Here is a 20,715-nt window from a genome sequence, read left to right on the forward strand (position 1 = left end):
AGAATAAGGGCTCATATGTTTACTTAAAGCAAGAATTGTATTATCATTAATTTAAATACTAAACTTAACATGACTAGAAGGGAGGTCAGAATATGATTCATATTACATTACCAAAGACACTTGCAATAGTAGAAGGCCGTATTAATAAGGAAGAGCTAGAAGCTATTTTTGAAAAGGGAGGAAAATATCCTTCAATTAAAGAGCAGCTTATTTTAAAAGCTTATGAGATTACTGACACAACAAAGATGGTTTATGATTCTAAAGAATTAACAGTACTATCTAGTGAGAATCAAACAGGCACTTACTTAAGTTGTTTTAATAAAACAGAAGAAGAAATCAAATTAGAAATACCTCTTTCAGCTTTGGCGTTAGAAGAGAAATATAGTGCTTATTGTGTTTTAACCGCAGAAGAAATTGATATTTCTGAAGATATTTTGAGATTAATGATTCCAGATGAAGGTATATTATTAGTTAAACTAACACCGGAAGTATAAAACTAAGCATTGAGGGAAAAGCAATTTTTGAAAGAGATGGTAGAGATGAGATGAAGCATTTACCTAATATAAAAGACTACTATGAAATAATGAATAAGCTTCCCTTAAAAGCAAGTTATACGAGAGAAGAATTGATGATACCGGAGCTTTTAGTAGAAGCCGAAAAAGAGATAGAGCTTTATTATTGCACGCACAATGAATACATGAATCCAAGAGCAAAAGTATTTATTATAGGTATTACACCAGGCTTTACTCAGATGAGTAAGTCTATTAGCACGGCTAGAGCATGTATAGAAGAAAATAAGCCTTTAGAGGAAATGGTCCATTTGTGTAAAAAGGAAGGACGCCTAGCAGGAGTACTTAGAAAAAATGTAGGTGAAATGCTAGAAGCGTTAGACTTACCAAATGGCTTGGGAGTTGAAAGTGCCAAGGTACTTTTTGATGAAAGAGAAGACTTATTGCATACCACATCTATGATTCCTTTTGCAGCGTTTGTAAAAGGTAAAAATTATACAGGGCATAGCCCGCAGCTATTAAAAAGTGACTTTTTAATGAGCTATGTAGAAGCACATTTCTACCCACAAATAGAAGTAATGCAAGAAGCACTTATTATACCATTAGGCAGATGTGTAGAAGAAGTGATTAAGGGCTTAATTGCTAAGGGCAAAGTGGATGAAAATAAATGCCTACTGGGTTTCCCACACCCTTCAGGGGCTAATGTGAATAGAAAAAAGCAATTTGAAGAAGAAAAACAGCAGTTGTTGATTAAAGTAAAACAATTTTGTAAATAATAATAAGGGACTAAAGGTTTTATGTCGCACTATAGATAGACTCCCATCTATAGTAAAAAACGGTCATTTGGCAGTGAGGGTTGCCAAATGACCGTTTTATTTTACTAAGATGATTGCGGCTTTTACTTTTCAAGAGCTCCTTTGATTTCATCAAAAATGTCAGCCACTGTTTCTAAGTGGGTAGCTTTATAAGCGTTACTACCACAGAAAAGAAGTGCATGTTCAATATCTCCCTTGGCCGCAGCTATAAGTACTTTTGAAATACAATAAGGAATAGTAGTCACGCCGCATTTTTCAATACAATGATAAAAGCAAGCTTTATTACCAGGCGTATTTTTGATATAGTCATTTAATATAGCACGACCAGGCATACCAACAGGGCTTTTAATAATTTGAATATCTTCCTTTTCAGCTTTAATATAAGCTTCTTTATAGGCTGATGCAGCATCACATTCATACGTTGTTACAAAGCGTGTACCCATCTGCACACCATCTGCACCGCGCTCTAAAGCTAGGCGTACGTCTTCACCGGTGTAAAAGCCTCCTGCTACGATAACAGGAATAGCTTTTTCGTATTTATTTTCATAGTCTTTAACAACCTCTTTAACCTCTTTCATAATATCTAGAACATCAGGATTTTCAGCAATCGTTTCATGAGAAAAACCTAAATGTCCACCAGCTAAAGGTCCTTCTACAACAATGCAGTCAGGTGCTACTTGATGCTTTCTATCCCACATACGGCAGATCACACTTGCAGCTTTTCCGGAAGAAACAATAGGGGCTATTTTAGTAGCACTACCTTTGGTGAAAAGTGGTAAATCTAAAGGGAGACCTGCACCAGAAATAATAAGATCAGCGCCAGCTTCCACAGCTTTTTTAGCATATTCACCATAATGTTTTAAAGCTACCATGATATTAACCCCTATAATACCTTGTGGGGCAATAGCTTTAGCTTTTAGTAGCTCGTCTTTTAAGCTACGCAGATTAGCTGCTAAGGTATTAGTTAGAAAGTCAGGTTCGCGGTAACCTACTTGAGCAGCAGAAATAACACCAATCCCTCCATTTTTTGCCACATGACCTGCTAACTGATGCAAGGAAATACCTACACCCATACCACCTTGAATAATAGGAAATTTTGCTTTTAAATTGCCAAAAGGCAAGTGAATTAAGTTCATTTGATCAACTCCATGTATTAGATTAAATAGAATAGTAAACATATATTTTGATATTCAAAGTAAAGACTTTGATAATCAAAGTATATGAATAAAGCACAAAATTGTCAATAAAGAAATCAACTTATAAATGTAAAAAATTGTATTGACAAAATGAAGCTATCGTCATATACTTTGAAAATAAAATACTTTGAAATGCAAAGTAAAAGTATTTTTGTTTATTTCACTTGAAGGGAGGAAGGAAAATTGGAGGACTCAATTGAAATTGTAAATACCTTGCTTGTGAATTCCTTTAATAAAATTCTTACACTTGAGAAAGATGTGTTAAAAGAAGGTCCTTTTAGTGAATTAACCATTACAGAGTTACATGCTATTGAGGCCATTGAACTGAAAGGTAAAACCATGACTGAAACAGCTCATAAGTTAGGTATTACAGTAGGGAGCCTCACAGTAACGATTAATCGCCTTGTAAAAAAAGAATATGTCGTAAGAAGTGACAAGGAAGGGGATAGGCGTCTTGTTCAACTAACGCTCACTAAAAAGGGAAAATTAGCTTGGAGATTGCATGACCACTTTCATAGACATATGGTAAGACGTATGCTACAAGGACTAAAGGAAGAGGAACACCAAGTTTTAATTCAATCTCTAGAAAGTTTAGTACACTTTGTAGAAGAGCAACAAGCCTATTTTAAGGCCAAACAATTTGAGGAGAACAAGTTATGATTGGAATGAGGATAAAAGGATTAGGGAAAGCAGTACCAAAAAGAACCGTATCCAATGATGAACTTAGTCAGTTAGTAGACACATCAGATGAGTGGATTACCAGTCGCACAGGTATTAGATCTAGGCATATCGCTACGACTGAAACGACTACCACTTTAGCAATAGAAGCAGCTAGGGAAGCCGTAGTAACCAGTGAGCTGAGCAAAGAGGCTATAGACCTTGTAATCGTGGCTACGGTTTCACCAGATACCATGATGCCTAGTACAGCCTGTAAGGTGGCAGAAGCACTTGGTATAGAAAAGGCTACTTGCTTTGATGTAACAGCTGCTTGCAGTGGTTTTGTTTATGCCACTCAATTAGCTGATAGCTTAATTAAGACAGGCATAGCACACAATGCACTTGTTATTGGAGCAGAGGTCTTAAGCAAGGTAGTAGATTGGAAAGATAGAGGTACCTGTGTTTTATTCGCAGATGGGGCAGGAGCCGTCGTTTATGAAGGAACAGAGGATAATAAAATCTATCATATCGTAACAGGTTCAAGACCAGATGGTGCTGAACAAATTACCTTAGAAACAGCGGGCTTTGACCATACCTTTTACGAAAGGGAAGAAGTAAAACCAGCCATTAAGATGGATGGCAAAGGCGTGTATAGCTTTGCCACAACAACAGTACCTAGAAGTATAGAAGAAGTTTTAAGTGTAGCTAGTTATAGTGCAGATGATGTTGACTGGTATATTTTACACCAAGCTAATTCACGTATTATGGACCGCGTAGCTAGTCATCTTAAAATATCAAAGGAGAAATTTTTCAAGAATTTAGATGAACATGGTAATACATCAGCAGCTAGTATCCCTATGGCTTTATATGATCTAAGTCCTAAGCTAAAAGCAGGGGATAAGCTCATTGCTTCAGGCTTTGGGGCAGGCCTTACTTGGGGCACTATGCTATTTGAGTGGAGTAAGTAAAACAATTAAAAATTAAAAATTAAAAATGAAGAATTAAATAGCATCCATAGGCTATTAGCCTTTTAGGATAAATAAAAAACATTTTAGGAGGAATACAATATGTTAGAAAGATTACAAGCAGTTATCGCAGACAAATTAAGTGTAGAGGTAAGTGAAGTTACACCAGAAGCTACTTTCCGTGAAGATTTAGGAGCAGATTCATTAGATTTATTTGAAGTGGTAATGGGAATTGAAGAAGAATTTGGTATTAGTATTGAAAACGAAGACTTAGAAAAAATTCAAACTGTAGGAGATGCACTGGCCTATATTACAGATAAACAATAAACCATAAGGAGATAACAGTAATGAAAACAATATGTGATTTACTGGGGATTTCCTACCCCATTATTCAAGGTGGAATGGCATGGGTGGCTACTCATAGTATTGCCGCAGCAGTTTCTGAGGCAGGGGGATTAGGTATTATTGCAGCGGGGCACGCTCCTAGTGATTGGCTCCGCGCGGAAATCAGAGCTTGCAAAGCTTTAACTAATAAACCTTTTGGTGTTAACATTATGCTGCTTAGTCCTTATGTAGATGAAGTAGCTCAGGTTGTTGCAGAAGAAGGCGTAAGTATGGTGACAACAGGAGCAGGTAATCCAGGTAAGTATATGGAGCTTTGGAAAAGTGCCGGCATTAAAGTAATACCAGTAGTACCTTCTGTAGCACTTGCAAAACGTATGGAGAAGTGTGGTGCTGACGCCGTCATCGCTGAAGGTGGTGAATCAGGTGGCCATATTGGTGAACTAAGTACAATGGCCCTTGTACCACAAGTTGTAGATGCAGTTGATATTCCAGTTATTGCAGCTGGCGGTATTGGAGATGGTAGAGGTATTGCAGCTGCCTTTATGTTAGGAGCCCAAGGTGTGCAAATGGGTACCAGATTCTTAGTCGCTAAAGAATGTGATATTCCAGACAGCTACAAACAAAGAGTGCTTAAAGCATCAGATATCGATGCAGTAGTGACAGGTCGCTCAACAGGACATCCAGTGAGAAGCCTTCGTAATCAACTGACTAGAGAGTTTGCTCAGTTAGAAAAATCAGGTGCAACACCTGAGGAACTGGACAAATTTGGTACAGGTGCTTTAAGAAGGGCTGCTGTAGAAGGTGATGTGATGAGAGGATCAGTACTTGCTGGTCAAATCTCAGGGATGATTACTAAAGAACAAACTGCTAAAGAGATGGTAGAAGAATTAATACTAGAGCTCAATCAAGTATTAGCAGATAAAATAGAGGGGCTAGAAACCATGGTTAGCCAAATTAAAAACAAATAGGAGGTGGTAAAAATGAAAGCAGCCCTATTATTTCCAGGCCAAGGTGCACAGTACGTTGGTATGGGCAAGGACTTATACGATTCTTATATTATTGTAAAACAATTATTTGACGAAGCAGCTAGCGTTCTAGATTGGGACGTTAGAGAAGTATGCTTCACTGATTCTCATGCACTTATTAATCAAACACGTTATACCCAAGCTGCCCTTTTTACAACTAACTATGCGATTTATAAAGTACTAGAAGCCAATGGGTTGAAAGCAGATGCTATGCTTGGTTTTAGTCTTGGCGAATATGATGCTATTACTGCCAGTGGGGCTTTAGATTTTAAAACAGCTTTAACATTAGTTGATAAAAGAGCAACCTATATGGAAGAAGCAGCCAATAAAAATCCAGGTGGCATGTCAGCAGTTATTGGTCTTGGCATAGAAGAAATCAAAGCAGTTTGTGAGGCTATTAGCGAGGAGAGTCATTTACCAGTGGAAGTAGCTAATGATAACTGTGAAGGACAAGTAACCATAGCAGGCGTGAAAGAAGCATTAGAGCTAGCTAGCTTAAAATTAAAGGAAGCAGGCGCTAAACGTGTTTTACCTCTTAAAGTAAGTGGCGCTTTTCATAGTTCACTTATGGAAGAAGCTAAAGAAAAGTTAGCTAAAGAGCTTGTAACTCTTGATTTCAAGGAGCCACAAGTAGAGGTAATCAGTAATGTGAGTGCAGGGCCTATGAATAGAGAAGAGATTATAGAGAATATTCCTCTTCAAGTCGTTAAAGGTGTACGTTTTAGAGAAAGTATTCATTATTTAGTAAGTCAAGGCTTTGACACCTTTATAGAGGTGGGGCCTAAATGTACACTAAGTAACTTAGTTAAAAAGATGGCACCAGAAGCCACTATTTTAAACGTAGAGGATAGTGATACCTTACGAAATGTATTAGAAAAGGTAGGTAGAGGCAATGCTTAAAGATAAAGTAGCGGTGATTACAGGAAGTGTTCGAGGCATAGGAAGAGCTATTGCTATGTGCTTTGCGAAACAAGGTGCAAATGTTGTAATTAACTATAGTAGTGAGAAAAGGAAAGAAGAAGCTGATCAAGTTGTAACAGAAATTAAGGCATTAGGGGGAAAAGCTATTGCCCTTTGCGCTAATGTAGCCAATAGTGAAGAAGCCAAAGGACTTATTGAAGGAACCATAGCTGCTTTTGGTAAAATAGATATTTTAGTTAATAATGCAGGTATTACTAAGGATATGTTACTTCTTAGAATGACTGAAAAAGAGTTCCAAGAGGTATTAGATGTGAATTTAAAAGGTGTTTTCAATTGTTCAAAGCATGGGGCTAAAGCCATGATGAAAACAGGTGGAAGTATTATTAATATGACTTCAGTAGTTGGCATCAATGGTAATGCCGGACAAAGCAACTATGCAGCCTCCAAGGCGGGAGTTATTGGATTTACCAAATCAGTAGCTAAAGAATTTGCTGGTAAGAATATTCGTGTAAATGCAATTGCACCAGGTTTTATTACAACAGATATGACAGATATACTTCCAGAGCGTGTTAAAGAGAGTGTAATGACAAGTATTCCTATGAAACGTTTTGGAGTGAGTGAAGAAATAGCCAATGTGGCAGTATTTTTAGCAAGTGATCTTTCAAGCTATATTACAGGAGAGGTTATTAAAGTAGATGGCGGTATGGCCATGTAATAACGAGAAGGAGAAGTGAAGATGAATAATAGAGTTGTTATTACTGGAATGGGCGTAGTATCACCGATAGGAAATGACGTAGACACTTATTGGAATAGCTTAAAGGAAGGAAAATGTGGTATTAAAGTACTTCCAGAAGAATTACAAATTGAAGGCACTAATGTGCATGTAGCAGGAACAGTAACAGACTTTGAAGTAGAAAAATACATCGATAGAAGAGAAGCAAGAAGACTAGCTAGATTTTCTCAATTTGCTATTTATGCTAGCAAACAAGCTCTTGAAAATGCAAAGCTCAATATGGAAGAGGAAGATGCCCATAAGGTGGGTGTTATGATTGGAAGTGGTATTGGAGCCTTAGATGTTATTGAACAAGAGACGCTTAAACTTCATGAAAAAGGCGCAAAAAGAGTATCTCCTTTATTTGTACCTATGGCAATTGTCAATATGGCAGCAGGTAATGTAGCTATTCATACAGGTGCAAAAGGTGTTTGCTCTACGGTGGTTACAGCCTGTGCTTCTGGTACACACTCTATTGGAGAAGCCTTCAGATATTTAAAACAAGGTTTTCAAGAGGTGATGCTAGCAGGCGGCAGTGAAGCTTGTATTACGCCTTTAGGGATTGCTGGGTTTAATGCTTTAACAGCATTAACGACGAGTGAAGATCCTATGAGAGCATCTATTCCTTTTGATAAAGAACGTAGTGGTTTTGTTATGGGTGAAGGCGCAGGTGTACTAGTCATGGAAACTTTAGAGCATGCAAAGAAAAGAGGCGCTTCTATTATAGCAGAAGTGGTTGGCTATGGTGCAACAGGTGATGCACATCATATTACGACACCAGCTCCAGGAGGGGTAGGTGCGGCTAGGGCTATGGAAGAAGCTTTAAGAGAAGCAGGTATTGCTTCAGAAGCTGTGAATTATATTAATGCTCATGGTACAAGTACACAGTACAATGACCTTTATGAAACTATGGCAATTCAAAGTGTATTTGGTGAAGCTACTAAAGTAGCTGTTAGCTCTACTAAATCAATGACAGGCCATCTCCTAGGTGCAGCTGGTGCCATTGAAGCCATTGCCATTGCTAAGGCAGTAGAAGAAGACTTTATCCCACCGACAGCTAACTATCAGGTGAGAGATGAAGCTTGCCCACTTGATTATGTACCAGGTGAGGGAAGAGATGAAAAAGTCCAATATGCCATGAGTAATTCTCTTGGTTTTGGTGGCCATAATGCCACTTTAATCTTTAAGAAATGGGAGGAAGCTTAAATGGAAATCGAAACAATAAAAGAACTTATTAAAGCTTTTAGTGAAGCAGAGCTTACCAAGCTTTCTCTTAAATGCGAAGATTTTGAGCTAAAGCTAGGCAAAGAACAAACCATTTATCAAACAGTCATGACAGAAACAGCACCCCTAGCACCAAGTGTGCAAAGTCCTGCTTACAATAATGATGTTGTTATGAGTGAACCAAAGATGACACCTGCGGCAGAAGTACCAGCAAAGGCCATTACATCACCTATGGTAGGAACTTTCTATGCAGCTAGCAGTCCTAAAGCAAAGCCTTTTGTAGAAGTTGGTTCTAAAGTGAAAAAGGGCGATGTGGTATGTGTGATTGAAGCTATGAAACTAATGAATGAAGTAGAGGCAGAGATAGAAGGCGAAGTAGTAGAGATTTTAGCAGCTAATGAGTCTATGGTGGAATTTGGCCAGCCTCTCTTTATTTTAAAATAGAGAAGGAGTAAACCATGTTAAATACAAAGCAGATTATGGAGATTATTCCCCATAGATATCCTTTTTTACTGGTTGATAAAGCAGAATTACTGGAAGATGGCGGGGCAGCTGTAGGCTATAAAAATGTAACCATTAATGAACCTTTTTTTCAAGGACATTTTCCACAGGAGCCTGTTATGCCAGGCGTTTTAATAGTAGAAGCACTAGCTCAAGTAGGTGCTATTGCACTTTTGTCACAGGAAGCCTTTAAAGGTAAGATTGCTTACTTTGGTGGGATTAAAGATGCTAAATTTAGAGGTAAAGTAGTACCAGGTGATACCTTAAAGCTAGAGTGCGCCATTATTAAGCAAAAAGGCCCTATGGGTGTAGGTAAGGCAGTTGCTAGTGTAGAAGGTAAAAAGGTATGTGAAGCAGAACTTATTTTTGCTATCGGCTAATAGGAGGTGAAGGAGGATGATAGAAAAAGTACTTGTTGCTAATAGAGGAGAAATTGCTGTTCGTATTATTAGGGCGTGTAAAGAAATGGGTATTGCAACTGTAGCGGTGTACTCAACAGCTGATGAAGAAGCACTCCATGTACAACTAGCAGATGAAGCAGTATGCATAGGAAGTCCTCTTCCTAAAAATAGTTACCTTAATATAGAAAACATTATTAGTGCAGCCGTTTTAACAGGTTGTGATGCACTTCATCCGGGCTTTGGATTTTTATCAGAGAATGCTAAGTTTGCAGAAATCTGTGAGAAGTGTGGGATTACCTTTATTGGACCTACAGGTGAGATGATTCGCCTCATGGGAGATAAAGCCAAAGCAAGAGAAATGATGATTGCTGCAGGTGTACCAGTTGTCCCAGGTTCAGAAGGTAAAATTGACGACTTAGAAGAAGCTATGTGCCTTGCAGATCATATTGGTTATCCTGTCATTTTAAAAGCAGCTGCTGGTGGTGGGGGCCGTGGCATGCGTATTGTGTGGAAGAAGGAAGAGTTTGAAAAAGCTTTTTTATCTGCTAGTAGTGAAGCAGAAAATGCTTTTGGTGATGGCAGTATGTACCTTGAAAAGTATATTCAAAATCCACGTCATATCGAATTTCAGATTTTAAGTGATGCTTATGGTAATGTAGTGCATTTAGGAGAAAGAGACTGTTCACTCCAACGTCGTCATCAAAAAGTCATGGAGGAAGCACCTTCACCTTTCTTAAATAATGATATGAGAAAGCGTATGGGTGAAATTGCTGTTACTGCTGCTAAGGCTGTTAACTACCAAAATGCAGGAACGATAGAGTTTATAGTAGATGCCAGTGGTGAGTTTTACTTTATTGAAATGAATACCCGTATTCAAGTAGAACACCCTATTACAGAAATGGTGACAGGCATAGATTTAATCAAGGCCCAAATTAAGATAGCAGCTAAAGAGTCCCTTGCTGTCAAGCAAAAAGACATTCATATTAAAGGGCATGCTATTGAGTGCCGTATTAATGCAGAAAATCCATTACTCAACTTTAAGCCTTGTGCTGGAACTATAGAAGAACTTTATCTTCCAGGCGGTAGAGGTGTTCGCATTGAATCTGCACTTTATGAAAGCTATAAGGTACCACCAACCTATGATTCAATGCTTGCCAAAGTCATTACATTTGGTGATACCAGAGAAGAAGCGATTGCTATTATGAAAAGAGCTTTAGGAGAAATAGTGATAGAAGGCATAGAAACCAATGTGTTCTTCCAATATCAGCTTTTAAATGAAACAGCTTTCGTAGAAGGTAAATTTGATACCTCATTTATCGAACGCAACCTAGAAACAATTTTAGGAGGAGTGGTAGATGAAGCTTAATGGTTTTATAAAAAAGAAAACAAAGTATGCTATGGCAATAGGCGAGAAAGCTAAAAAGTCAAGTGTACCAGAGGGCATGTATATTCAGTGTCCTAAATGTAAAAAAAGCATTTACCGTGCTGATTTAAAAAGCCACCTAGGCGTTTGTCCACAGTGTGGTTACTATTATCCCCTATCAGCAAGGGCAAGAATCAGCTTGGTTGTGGATAAAGGAAGCTTTAATGAGTTTGATACTAATATGACTAGTAGCAATCCATTAGATTTCCCAGGCTATGAAGAAAAGTTAACAGCTTATCAGGAAAAAACAGGTCAAAATGAAGCCGTTATTACAGGCGAAGCAGAGATAGAGGGTCAAAAAACGATTATTGCAATTATGGATTCAAGTTTTATGATGGGAAGTATGGGTTCGGTGGTAGGTGAGAAAATCACTAGAGCCATTGAGTATGCTACCCAAAATCATTTACCTATTATTATTTTTACAGCATCAGGCGGCGCTAGAATGCAAGAAGGTATTTTTTCACTTATGCAAATGGCTAAAACAAGTGCAGCACTAGCAAAACATGATGACAATGGACTTTTATATATTAGTATTTTAACTGACCCAACTACTGGCGGTGTAACAGCCAGCTTTGCCACCTTAGGTGACATTATTTTAGCAGAGCCAGGAGCACTTATTGGCTTTGCAGGACCTCGAGTAATTGAACAAACCATTAATCAAAAGCTTCCTGAAGGCTTTCAGCGTAGTGAATTTCTTTTAGAACATGGTCAAATTGATAGCATTGTAGAACGAACAGAATTAAAAGCAACTTTAGGAAAACTCCTAAGATTGCATAGCAAGGAGGGGTGAAAGTGGAAGATATAGTGATTCGCTTAGAAGCTATTGAGGGTGCTATCACACACCTGAAGACTTTAGAGCAAACCCCAGATATAATTGACGAAATGGCAAGGCTTGAAAAGCTGGCTACTAAACTTCGCAAAAAGCTTCCAGCAGAAGAAAAAGCATGGGATAAAGTAGTATCAGCTAGGAAATTAGATAGACCTAGAGGTAACTTTTATATAGAAATGATCACTACAGATTTTATAGAGTGTCATGGTGATCGAAGCTTTAGAGATGATCCTGCTATTATAGGTGGGATTGGAAAAATTGGTGAGCACACTGTGACCTTGATTGTTCAAGGCAAAGGCAATACCTCTAAAGAAAATATGGCAAGAAACTTTGGAATGCCTCATCCAGAAGGCTATAGAAAAGCACTTAGGCTCATGAAACAAGCTGAGAAGTTTAATCGGCCAGTTGTTTGTTTAATTGATACACCAGGTGCCTACTGTGGACTTGGAGCTGAGGAAAGAGGCCAAGGTGAAGCTATTGCCAGAAATCTTATGGAAATGGCTAGATTAAAGGTACCTGTTATTGCAGGTATTATAGGCGAAGGCGGAAGTGGTGGGGCACTGGCTTTAGCTGTAGCTGATAAAGTCTTTATGCAAGAAAATACGATTTATTCGATTTTATCACCAGAAGGCTTTGCAAGTATTCTTTGGAAAGATGCTTCGAGAGCCAAAGAAGCCGCAGAAAAAATGAAGATTACAGCACCAGAGCTTTTAAATTATGGCATTATTGATGACATCATTTTAGAGCCAGTGGGAGGTGCCAATCTAGATCCCGTAGCGGCTGCAGATGCACTTAAGCAGTATTTAATGACGCAGCTCACAGAACTTAAAAAGCAAGGTGAAGAAGAGAGGCTAAGTAGCCGATATGAGAGGTTTAGGAGATTTGGAGTTATTACGCAGTAATGGTCAAAAGAGTATTGTACAGGATTAAAGTACAATGCTCTTTTTCTATTTGGAATAGTAATACAGAGAGTAATAAGCGTTTGAGAAGGAAATGAGATGGGGCGGCTATCCTTCAGTGTTCCGCTCCGTATTTTCGCAGGCACTAAGTTCATTTTTTTGATGAACGCCCACAAACTCGGCTAACGCCTCAAACACGTGGTCTAAAATCCATCAAAAAAATTCACAAGTTAGCTACTCTAAATGAAAACGCGCTATAAAACTAAAGATTATCTTAGTTTTATAGCGCGTTTATTGTTTATGTAATAGGAAACTATCTTGCTATTACATAGGCTTGCAAGGGGAGAATCCCCAGCTAGAAATAGTTACTTAAGGGTAAAAGATTTAACAATCTTTTCAAGCTCAGTAATACAATCCTTATTGGTATTAGCAAGTTGCTGTGTTTGGGTAGTTGCTTTTACCATATCACCAGTTTTTTCTGCAATATTCATAACACCAGAACTTGATTCTGCAATGGTGCCATTAATACCTTGAATGGCATCATTAATTTGTGCTGTAGTCTGGGCTAAGGCGTTAATCGCATTATAGATATGAGACATATTATCTTGAAAGTTATGAGCATCATCTGCATACTGTTTACCTACATCCATAAAGTTATCATAATCTGTTAATACGACGTTCTCTAAGAAATGACTAGTATCTACTAAGCAGGCAGACATATGAGATACAGCGTTATGAACTTCTTGGATAATGGCATTAATATCTTTAACAGTTTGTGTGCTTTGTGTAGCTAAAGTTGCAATCTCAGAAGCTACGATAGCAAAACCTTTACCAGCATCACCAGCGCGAGCAGCCTCAATGGAAGCATTAAGGGCAAGTAAACTTGTTTGAGAAGCAATATTATTAATAACGTTAGTAAGTGCATTGATTTTGTCTACTGCTTTTGCATTTTCCATTGCTAGGTTTGTTTTATCTTTAACTGTCATGTAAACATTTTGTGTTTGCTCTCGTGCTAAGGCTGTTTTATCATAAAGTGTATTGGCACGCTCCATTACTTGAGTTGCTAATACATTTCCATTAGCAGAAAGTGTACTAATTTGAGCTGTACTTGTATTAATATAGGCGATGCTTTCACTGATATGATCTGTAGTAGCAGAGGTTTCCTCCATACCAGCAGCTAACTGTTGGGTAGTAGCAGAGTTATCCATACACATGGCATTCATATTTTCTGTAACTGAGCAAAGAGAAGACACATTATGGTTAATCGTTTCACTCACTTGATCAATATTACCAACAATTGTTCTAAGTGATTGACGCATGGTATGTACAGCACGTGCCATTGTTCCTGTTTCATCTTTCAAGGCATAAAGCTGCTTAGTATTGGTGGTATGTCTAAAGTTAAATTGTGAAGTCTTTTCAATAATATCAGTAAGCATAGTAATAGGTTTAATAAGCCTTCTGCTAAAAATAATACTGAGCAAGAGAGCTAATAATAGGGCAATTGCTGCAGCACTTATAATTTTTAGACCAAGAGAAAGAGAATTTGAATAAATTTCCTTTACAGGTGCAGTTAAAGCTAATTTCATGCCATTTCCTAGAATAGAATAGCATAGATCTTTAGTTTGATTATTATAGTTATATTGTATAGAGGTATTTTGACATGATGTATCATTTAAGATGGCATTTAGGTTGCCAAAGCGTTCATCATTTAGACTTGTACCCATAGGCAGATTTTTGTGCGAGAGAATGGTGTTTTCTGCATTAGTTAGAAAAGCATAACCTGTATCATAAAGTTGAAGTTCATCAATGATATTCTGGAACGTATTAAAGTCAATATCCATACCTACCACACCAATAGAAACACCATCTTTAAAAATAGGTACTACATAAGAAACCATATAAACATTAATATTAGCGTTCATATAAGGATCTAACCAAGTAGCAGCTTTATTTTGAACAGGCGTATAGTACCAGCCAACATGGGCAGTATCAGTAGGTTCGTAGGTGCTAAAGTCAGTTGGTGTTACCTTCTCAAATTGGCTATTAACATCAGAACGAACTAGAAACAAACCCGAAGTAGGTTCAGTAAATTCTGGGTTATAACGTAGGTAAACAGAAAGTGCACCTTGGGTGTTATTGGCGAAATCTAAAATAGTTCTTTCCATAGAGTCGGTATACTCTTTGACATAAGTCGAATTTTGCTGAAAAGCTTTTGTATCTGAAATGTTATTAACTGTAGTAAGTGCAAGCGTATCAACAGATTGCTCAATGCGTGAGATGATGCTATTGAGTTGTGTACTTTTAAGCTGACTAGTAAGTTGCATAGACTTCCTAGCCTCTGTATTAGTAATATCAGTAGTAGTACTAATACTAAGCCCCCCAATAATAATGGCTGTAAACAATGTGATGAGCAAGGTCATTGACATAATTTTGTGTTTTAATGAATTCACTACTATTTCCCCCTATATAATTATGAAATAAGTATATATTATTTAGAATAATTAAGTAATTATAACATAATGATATTCATTTCACGATGTAGTATGTTGCTATATTTTTATTGAAATTTATAGAACCAAGTAATAAACTAATCAATAGGTATAAAGACAGATGACTGAGTAAAGAGATGGGATGGCGTATATATGAGTCAGATTATTAAACTAAGCTATTATGATGCATTTCGCTGTATAGGAGGAGAGTGTCCTTTTACTTGCTGCCAAGAGTGGGCAATAACAGTAGATGAAGATACCTTGGAAAAATGGCGAGAGATTAGTTTGGAAGAAATAGGAATTAAAGTGGAAAAAATTGCTATAGGGAAAAAACGAGTAATGTTATGTGACTGCATTGAACATGAAGAATCAGAGCAAGTCATTGAGCTAAATAGAGATAAGACTTGTCCTTTTTTAAATAAAGATAAACTTTGTGCTGTGGTAGTAAATTTGGGTGATGCTTATTTATCAAAAACCTGCACAACCTATCCAAGGCATATACATAAGGTAGGTAAAAGGGAAGAATATTCATTAGATTTTGGATGTCCAGCTGTAATTGATTTGCTTTATAAAGAAGAAAAAGGAATCCATTTTAAAGAAGGTGAAAAAGAAAGACAAGAAACTTCAGTCTTAGAAGAGATACGCCAAATGCTACTTGAACGTGTTCAAGATGAAGCCTATTCCTTAACTGAGGGGATTTTAATGGCATATTGCTGTTTGTTAGAACTTCTAGAGGAAGAAAAACTGACAGTAGAAATAGTACAAGCTTATAAAGAGAGAGATTATTTAGAGGCATTAGTAAGTGAAATGCGTACGATGCAAGTAGAGGCCATAGATTCTTTTTGGGAAAGAAATGAACAGTTTTTAGATCGCATTCAGCTTTATCGTAAGGATGAAACGTATACTAAGGATATAGAAGCCTATAGTGTTTTGGCTGAAAGGCTGGAGGAGTATTATTCAGACACATGGCTCTTGGAGAAAAATGAAGCCTTTGAAACGCAGTATCAAGGGTTTGAAAAGCTTTTAAGAAACTATTTAGCAGCAGAAATTTGGGCAAATGTTTTAAGAGACCATATGACGTTAGACGATATGGTTATGGTGTATCAGTGGGTGATACTAGAATACTGTGGGATTAAGCAATTAACTTTCCTTAAGTGGGTCTCAGAAGAACAAAGGATGGTAGATTACAGCATGGTAAGAGATGCTATTATGATGATTGCTAGAATGATAGCTTATGATCAAGATGAGATTGAAAAATGTTTAGCGTATAGCTTTGAAGAACCGATTTTAGATTGGGGAACTTTAGCCCTTATTGTTGGTAGTGGAAAGATGTAAGGGCTGAAGCAGGGTAGAAATATAATGAATAGCTAGTGAAAATAAATAGGAGATTATATGAGAGGTAAAGAACGTGCTAAGAAGTCAGTTTTTCAGGCGTATATATACATCTATAAGGTACGGATGCAGAAAAAGATATAAAAGTAAAAAGAAAATATTATAAAGATAATGAATTTAATGTATAATTTATGTGTGTATATGGATAGGTTTACTATTAATAAAATAATCAGGAATAGAGGGGAAATGTTATGGATCCAATTTTAAGTCAAATTCAATTATTTCCATTTACCTTTGCCATGGAAGGATGGATGAAGTGCGAAGGTCAGACGCTTAATATTATGCAATATCAAGCTTTATTTTCTTTAATAGGTATTACCTATGGGGGAGATGGTAGGACTACATTTAAAGTGCCTGATTTAAGAGGGGCAGAACCACTACCGGGAATGGCTTATTATATTGCAATAACAGGGCTTTATCCAGTAAGAGCATAAAAATGAGAAGAGGGCATTCCTACGTATTTTCCAATAGGAGTGCTCTCTTTATTTGTTTAGAAATTATTTATTAGGATTCTCAGCAGCTTCCGCATCAGCTTTAGTTTGATGAACAGTACCAAAAGGATGATGAGGAGGTGCATAGATAGAGTAAAGCTTAAGCGGTGTTGAACCAATGTTAAGGAGGTTATGCCAAGTACCAGCAGGTACAACAAAAGCATCACTAGCTGATACAGTTTGCTGAAAATTAAGTTGATTAGGCTGGTCCCCCATCATGACTAACCCTGTTCCATCTTCAATACGTAGAAATTGATCCACATCATTATGGATTTCAAGACCAATAGATTCTCCAGGAGGAATGCTCATTAAAGTAAGCTGCAGAGAGTCTCCGGTCCATAGAACTGTACGAAAAGTATCATTGGCTTTTGTAACCTTTTCAATGTTAACCACGAAAGGATAGGGTCCATAATCTTTGATGACTTGAGTTGAGTTAGGCATATTACGACTTTTTTTATGGCCATTTAAATAAGGTATTTGATAATCTTGTGAAGAAGTGTTTTTTTGAATAGTATGTTGATACGTTGGATTAAAATGAGGCATTTTGATAATCCTTTCAAAAATTTTACATTAACAGTATATGTAAAAAAAGATAATAAGTGAAGAAAAGACAAAGGTTTTAATAGAAAATCATTGACTTACTTTATAGTTGAGTTAGATTGTGGTATAATATTTAAGAAGTAATCTATAGGATTATGATTAAATTGATTTATATAAATAGAATAAAAGATAAGGAGAAATGAAATGGTAAACATTAAAGATGTGACATTAGATGAGGTGCAAGCACTTATTGTACCTATAAGTGAGAATGATATTCAAGAGAAAACTCTAGAAGCACTTAAAAGCAGTAAAGCTTTTTCAGGTAAAGAAGGAGATGTATTTGTTCTTCCAATCGTTAAAGAAACTGTTAAGTATATGATTTATGTAGGAATGGGGAATAAAGAAGCATTAACAGCAGAGGGACTTCGTCAAGCTATAGCAGAAGGTGTAAAAAAAGCAAAGGCTGCAAAAGTAACAGAGGTAGGCATTAAGCTAGTAGTAACAGACAACATTTGTGTAGGTGGTAATGTCAAAGCCATTACAGAAGCAGCACTTCTTGCAAGCTATAGCTTTGATGAGTACAAAACTAAGACAGAAGAAGAAGCACCAATGAAATTCTATTTAGTAGGTGTACCAGCTGCTAAAGTAGAACGTGCTAATGAAGTTTTAGCAGCTAGCTTAAAAGTTGCAGAAGGTGTAATCATTGCGAGAGACTTAGTGAATGAGCCTTCTAATGTACTTTATCCTGAAACTTTAGCAGAGAAAGCAGTAGAAGTTGGTAAAGCTGCAGGGTGTGAAGTGGAAGTTTTTGATGAAAAGCAAATCGAAGCACTTGGTATGAAAGCCTTTTTAGCAGTAGGTGCTAGTTCAGAGCGTAAGCCAAAACTGATTGTCATGAGATACATGGGTGATGCTGATAGCAAAGAAGTTTTAGGGCTTGTAGGAAAAGGTTTAACTTATGATACAGGTGGTTATTCATTAAAACCAACTGATTCTATGAAGACTATGCAAAGTGACATGGGCGGTGCAGCCGCTGTTATTGGGGCTATGAGCGCCATTGCAGGTAATAAAGTAAAAACGAATGTGATTGCTGTTGTAGCAGCTTGTGAAAACGTGATCTCAGGAGGAAGCTATAAACCAGGAGATATTATTGGTTCTATGGCTGGAAAAACCATTGAAATTCTTAACACAGATGCAGAAGGCCGTTTAACTTTAGCAGATGCTATTACTTACGCTATTGAAAAAGAAAAAGTAACTCGTATCATTGACCTAGCGACTTTAACAGGTGCAGCCTTAGTGGCTTTAGGAACAAGTACAACAGCTGTTGTAACTAATAACCAAGACTTTTACGAAGTACTTCAAGCTGCAGCTAAAAAATCTGGAGAGCAATTCTGGCAATTACCAGCGCATAAAGAATATGCGAAAATGAATAAAAGTACAGTAGCGGACCTTAAAAATACCGGTGGTAGATTTGCAGGAACGATTACAGCGGGATTATTTGTAGGTGAGTTTGTACAAGACTTACCATGGTTACATTTAGATATTGCAGGAACTGCTTGGGCAGATACTGCAGAAGGCTATATCACAAAAGGTGGTACTGGTGCACCTGTAAGAACCTTGTATCGTTTAGTAGAAGAGCCTTGTGGTTGTCATCATAATCATTAATAATGAATAATTGATGATTAAGCATAAAGAATGAATGATGCAGAATGAAGGCGTTAGCTTAGAATAGAAGAAAGAGTAGAGGGCTGTTATAAAAAGATAACAGTCCTTTACTTATTATAAGCTTGGGAAAAGGCATAGAAGTAGCTTGAGAATAATTACCAAAAAATTGATATTAATAGGTTTAACTTGAAAAAATAGGTAAAATCTATAATAATGGACAAGAGAGACTTGAAGTATAAGCAGCATCAATGCCGCATATGCTATAAGCAATGAAAATGAATAGGAGTATTCTATGAGAATAATTATAATTGGAGGCATTGCAGCTGGTATGAGTGCAGCAGCAAAGCTTAGAAGACTAGACAAAGAAGCAGAGGTAGTGGTCTATGAAAAGTCACCACATGTTTCATTTGGCGCTTGTGGATTGCCTTATTATGTAGGAGGATTCTTCGATAATGAAGCACAAATGTTAGCAAGAACACCACAGCAGCTCATAGCGTCTGGAATTGAACTTTATATAGAACATGAGGTGCTCCAGGTGATACCTGAGACAAAAACCTTACAAATAAAAGATTTACAAACAGGCACTATCAAAGAAGACCGTTATGATGCTTTAATGATTGCCACAGGGGCTAGTAGCATTATGCCACCTATTGAGAACTTGGAGCTTAAAAATGTCCATACCCTTCGCTCCATGTCAGATGGAAAAGTATTACGTGAGGCATTAAGAAAGCCAGAAGTAAAACGTGTGGGCATTATTGGAGCAGGGTTTATAGGTCTTGAAGCTGTAGAAGCTGCTAAAGCATTAGGAAAAGAAGTCGCTGTTTTTCAGTTAGAAGATCGTATTTTAAAAGAAGTATTTGATCAAGAGGTAACTGAGCTTTTAGAAGCAGAGCTTAAAGCCCATGATGTAGCGCTTTATTTAAACAGTAAAGTAACAGCTCTTCGAGGAGAAGGCTATGCCACCCACATTGTTACAGAAAATGAAGAGATCCCTGTAGACTTAGTGCTTTTAGCAACAGGCGTAAGACCTAATACAGCATTCTTAGACAACACAGATATCGAGCGCCTACGTAACGGTGCCATTGTGGTAGACCAAGAAGGAAAGACCTCACTACCAGGGGTATATGCAGCAGGTGATTGTGCTACTGTGCCTCACTTATTAAAAGGAGAACCAGCTTATATCCCACTCGCAACAAGCGCTAATAAACTAGGGCGTATTGTGGGCGAAAATTTAGCTGGTAATCATGAAGTTTTTGAAGGAACCTTAGGTTCTAGCTGTATCAAGCTGATGAATATGGAAGCAGGGCGCACCGGATTAAGTGAAGCCGAAGCTGAAAGCATGGGACTCGATTATAAAACTGTTTTTATTACTGATAAAAATCAAACAGATTATTATCCAGGCCAAGAGGATTTATCTATTAAACTCATTTATGATGCCAATACCAAGATATTATTAGGTGGGCAAGTAGTGGGAAGGAAAGATGCAGTGCAGCGTACCAATGTATTAGCTGTGGCTATTTATGCAAGGCTTACCACCAAGCAATTAGGGATGCTAGACTTATGCTATGCGCCACCATTTGCACGTACTTGGGATGCCATTAACATTGCAGGTAATGTAGCTAAATAAAAAGTAAAAAGGGAATTGTTCGTTTTAAA

Annotated in this window: 21 protein-coding genes; 18 read left to right on the forward strand and 3 right to left on the reverse strand. The window is 37.4% G+C overall.

The window, feature by feature from the left end:
• Window positions 1-92 precede the first annotated feature (92 nt).
• Window positions 93-494 (forward strand): hypothetical protein, encoded by a 402-nt coding sequence (locus tag QTL86_RS01575; protein WP_410496300.1) that lies wholly within the window; start codon window positions 93-95, stop codon window positions 492-494.
• 50 nt (window positions 495-544) lie between these two features.
• Window positions 545-1,285 carry a hypothetical protein gene (locus QTL86_RS01580; protein ID WP_410496301.1) on the forward strand — a complete coding sequence of 247 codons (741 nt, stop codon included), beginning with the start codon at window positions 545-547 and terminating at the stop codon, window positions 1,283-1,285.
• 122 nt (window positions 1,286-1,407) lie between these two features.
• Here the strand turns inward: QTL86_RS01580 and QTL86_RS01585 are convergent, their stop codons facing one another.
• Window positions 1,408-2,460 (reverse strand): NAD(P)H-dependent flavin oxidoreductase, encoded by a 1,053-nt coding sequence (locus QTL86_RS01585; RefSeq protein ID WP_410496302.1) that lies wholly within the window; start codon window positions 2,458-2,460, stop codon window positions 1,408-1,410.
• Window positions 2,461-2,703: 243 nt separating this feature from the next.
• Here QTL86_RS01585 and QTL86_RS01590 point away from each other — a divergent pair, with 243 nt between their 5' ends.
• The 12 genes from QTL86_RS01590 to QTL86_RS01645 all read left to right on the forward strand — a co-directional run bounded on the left by QTL86_RS01590 (window position 2,704) and on the right by QTL86_RS01645 (window position 12,485).
• Window positions 2,704-3,180 carry a MarR family winged helix-turn-helix transcriptional regulator gene (locus QTL86_RS01590; protein WP_013658031.1) on the forward strand — a complete coding sequence of 159 codons (477 nt, stop codon included), beginning with the start codon at window positions 2,704-2,706 and terminating at the stop codon, window positions 3,178-3,180.
• Window positions 3,177-4,145 carry a beta-ketoacyl-ACP synthase III gene (locus QTL86_RS01595; RefSeq protein ID WP_013658030.1) on the forward strand — a complete coding sequence of 323 codons (969 nt, stop codon included), beginning with the start codon at window positions 3,177-3,179 and terminating at the stop codon, window positions 4,143-4,145. The genes QTL86_RS01590 and QTL86_RS01595 overlap by 4 nt, the downstream gene beginning before the upstream one ends.
• A 99-nt stretch (window positions 4,146-4,244) precedes the next feature.
• The gene (gene acpP, locus QTL86_RS01600; protein ID WP_013658029.1) at window positions 4,245-4,469 is read left to right on the forward strand and encodes an acyl carrier protein; all 225 of its coding nucleotides are present in this window, start codon (window positions 4,245-4,247) and stop codon (window positions 4,467-4,469) included.
• A 20-nt stretch (window positions 4,470-4,489) separates the two neighbouring features.
• Window positions 4,490-5,455 carry an enoyl-[acyl-carrier-protein] reductase FabK gene (gene fabK, locus QTL86_RS01605; RefSeq protein WP_127067393.1) on the forward strand — a complete coding sequence of 322 codons (966 nt, stop codon included), beginning with the start codon at window positions 4,490-4,492 and terminating at the stop codon, window positions 5,453-5,455.
• A 12-nt stretch (window positions 5,456-5,467) separates the two neighbouring features.
• Window positions 5,468-6,412 carry an ACP S-malonyltransferase gene (fabD, locus tag QTL86_RS01610; RefSeq protein ID WP_013658027.1) on the forward strand — a complete coding sequence of 315 codons (945 nt, stop codon included), beginning with the start codon at window positions 5,468-5,470 and terminating at the stop codon, window positions 6,410-6,412.
• Window positions 6,405-7,148 carry a 3-oxoacyl-[acyl-carrier-protein] reductase gene (fabG, locus tag QTL86_RS01615; RefSeq protein WP_127067392.1) on the forward strand — a complete coding sequence of 248 codons (744 nt, stop codon included), beginning with the start codon at window positions 6,405-6,407 and terminating at the stop codon, window positions 7,146-7,148. The genes fabD and fabG overlap by 8 nt, the downstream gene beginning before the upstream one ends.
• A gap of 21 nt (window positions 7,149-7,169) precedes the next feature.
• Complete coding sequence (fabF, locus tag QTL86_RS01620; RefSeq protein ID WP_410496303.1) at window positions 7,170-8,411, forward strand: beta-ketoacyl-ACP synthase II; 1,242 nt, start codon at window positions 7,170-7,172, stop codon at window positions 8,409-8,411.
• Window positions 8,412-8,873, forward strand: coding sequence for an acetyl-CoA carboxylase biotin carboxyl carrier protein (gene accB / locus QTL86_RS01625; protein WP_013658024.1), 462 nt, complete (start codon window positions 8,412-8,414; stop codon window positions 8,871-8,873).
• 14 nt (window positions 8,874-8,887) lie between these two features.
• Window positions 8,888-9,310: a 3-hydroxyacyl-ACP dehydratase FabZ gene (gene fabZ / locus QTL86_RS01630; protein WP_013658023.1), complete on the forward strand. Its 423-nt coding sequence runs from the start codon at window positions 8,888-8,890 to the stop codon at window positions 9,308-9,310.
• Between the two features lie 16 nt (window positions 9,311-9,326).
• A complete protein-coding gene (locus tag QTL86_RS01635; RefSeq protein ID WP_410496304.1) occupies window positions 9,327-10,697 on the forward strand; it encodes an acetyl-CoA carboxylase biotin carboxylase subunit in 1,371 nt (456 codons plus the stop codon).
• Entirely contained in the window at window positions 10,687-11,544 is an 858-nt protein-coding gene (gene accD / locus QTL86_RS01640) for an acetyl-CoA carboxylase, carboxyltransferase subunit beta (protein ID WP_013658021.1), read from the forward strand. Before QTL86_RS01635 ends, accD begins: the two co-directional genes overlap by 11 nt.
• A 2-nt stretch (window positions 11,545-11,546) precedes the next feature.
• Entirely contained in the window at window positions 11,547-12,485 is a 939-nt protein-coding gene (locus QTL86_RS01645; RefSeq protein WP_013658020.1) for an acetyl-CoA carboxylase carboxyltransferase subunit alpha, read from the forward strand.
• Window positions 12,486-12,847: 362 nt separating this feature from the next.
• Here the strand turns inward: QTL86_RS01645 and QTL86_RS01650 are convergent, their stop codons facing one another.
• Window positions 12,848-14,932 carry a methyl-accepting chemotaxis protein gene (locus tag QTL86_RS01650; RefSeq protein ID WP_127067381.1) on the reverse strand — a complete coding sequence of 695 codons (2,085 nt, stop codon included), beginning with the start codon at window positions 14,930-14,932 and terminating at the stop codon, window positions 12,848-12,850.
• A gap of 192 nt (window positions 14,933-15,124) precedes the next feature.
• Between QTL86_RS01650 and fliB the strand changes: the two genes are divergently transcribed.
• On the forward strand, window positions 15,125-16,306 hold the full coding sequence (gene fliB / locus QTL86_RS01655; RefSeq protein ID WP_013658018.1) for a flagellin lysine-N-methylase: 1,182 nt from the start codon (window positions 15,125-15,127) through the stop codon (window positions 16,304-16,306).
• Window positions 16,307-16,554: 248 nt separating this feature from the next.
• Window positions 16,555-16,797, forward strand: a complete 243-nt coding sequence (locus QTL86_RS01660; RefSeq protein ID WP_013658017.1) for a phage tail protein — start codon at window positions 16,555-16,557, stop codon at window positions 16,795-16,797.
• Between the two features lie 63 nt (window positions 16,798-16,860).
• Here QTL86_RS01660 and QTL86_RS01665 read toward each other — a convergent pair whose 3' ends face one another.
• Window positions 16,861-17,397, reverse strand: a complete 537-nt coding sequence (locus tag QTL86_RS01665) for a cupin domain-containing protein (protein WP_013658016.1) — start codon at window positions 17,395-17,397, stop codon at window positions 16,861-16,863.
• Between the two features lie 201 nt (window positions 17,398-17,598).
• Here QTL86_RS01665 and QTL86_RS01670 point away from each other — a divergent pair, with 201 nt between their 5' ends.
• Both QTL86_RS01670 and QTL86_RS01675 read left to right on the forward strand, forming a co-directional pair.
• Window positions 17,599-19,059 (forward strand): leucyl aminopeptidase, encoded by a 1,461-nt coding sequence (locus QTL86_RS01670; protein WP_410496305.1) that lies wholly within the window; start codon window positions 17,599-17,601, stop codon window positions 19,057-19,059.
• A gap of 292 nt (window positions 19,060-19,351) precedes the next feature.
• A complete protein-coding gene (locus tag QTL86_RS01675) occupies window positions 19,352-20,686 on the forward strand; it encodes a CoA-disulfide reductase (RefSeq protein ID WP_410496306.1) in 1,335 nt (444 codons plus the stop codon).
• Window positions 20,687-20,715 lie beyond the last annotated feature (29 nt).

This window comes from Cellulosilyticum sp. ST5 (genome assembly GCF_046529625.1).
Taxonomy (GTDB): Bacteria; Bacillota; Clostridia; order Lachnospirales; family Cellulosilyticaceae; genus Cellulosilyticum; species Cellulosilyticum lentocellum.

Coding starts and splice junctions, on each gene's coding strand:
- QTL86_RS01575 (WP_410496300.1), top strand. CDS start 93: ATGATTCATATTACATTACCAAAGACACTTGCAATAGTAGAAGGCCGT.
- QTL86_RS01580 (WP_410496301.1), top strand. CDS start 545: ATGAAGCATTTACCTAATATAAAAGACTACTATGAAATAATGAATAAG.
- QTL86_RS01585 (WP_410496302.1), bottom strand. CDS start 2,460: ATGAACTTAATTCACTTGCCTTTTGGCAATTTAAAAGCAAAATTTCCT.
- QTL86_RS01595 (WP_013658030.1), top strand. CDS start 3,177: ATGATTGGAATGAGGATAAAAGGATTAGGGAAAGCAGTACCAAAAAGA.
- acpP (WP_013658029.1), top strand. CDS start 4,245: ATGTTAGAAAGATTACAAGCAGTTATCGCAGACAAATTAAGTGTAGAG.
- fabK (WP_127067393.1), top strand. CDS start 4,490: ATGAAAACAATATGTGATTTACTGGGGATTTCCTACCCCATTATTCAA.
- fabD (WP_013658027.1), top strand. CDS start 5,468: ATGAAAGCAGCCCTATTATTTCCAGGCCAAGGTGCACAGTACGTTGGT.
- fabG (WP_127067392.1), top strand. CDS start 6,405: ATGCTTAAAGATAAAGTAGCGGTGATTACAGGAAGTGTTCGAGGCATA.
- fabF (WP_410496303.1), top strand. CDS start 7,170: ATGAATAATAGAGTTGTTATTACTGGAATGGGCGTAGTATCACCGATA.
- accB (WP_013658024.1), top strand. CDS start 8,412: ATGGAAATCGAAACAATAAAAGAACTTATTAAAGCTTTTAGTGAAGCA.
- fabZ (WP_013658023.1), top strand. CDS start 8,888: ATGTTAAATACAAAGCAGATTATGGAGATTATTCCCCATAGATATCCT.
- QTL86_RS01635 (WP_410496304.1), top strand. CDS start 9,327: ATGATAGAAAAAGTACTTGTTGCTAATAGAGGAGAAATTGCTGTTCGT.
- accD (WP_013658021.1), top strand. CDS start 10,687: ATGAAGCTTAATGGTTTTATAAAAAAGAAAACAAAGTATGCTATGGCA.
- fliB (WP_013658018.1), top strand. CDS start 15,125: ATGAGTCAGATTATTAAACTAAGCTATTATGATGCATTTCGCTGTATA.
- QTL86_RS01660 (WP_013658017.1), top strand. CDS start 16,555: ATGGATCCAATTTTAAGTCAAATTCAATTATTTCCATTTACCTTTGCC.
- QTL86_RS01665 (WP_013658016.1), bottom strand. CDS start 17,397: ATGCCTCATTTTAATCCAACGTATCAACATACTATTCAAAAAAACACT.
- QTL86_RS01670 (WP_410496305.1), top strand. CDS start 17,599: ATGGTAAACATTAAAGATGTGACATTAGATGAGGTGCAAGCACTTATT.
- QTL86_RS01675 (WP_410496306.1), top strand. CDS start 19,352: ATGAGAATAATTATAATTGGAGGCATTGCAGCTGGTATGAGTGCAGCA.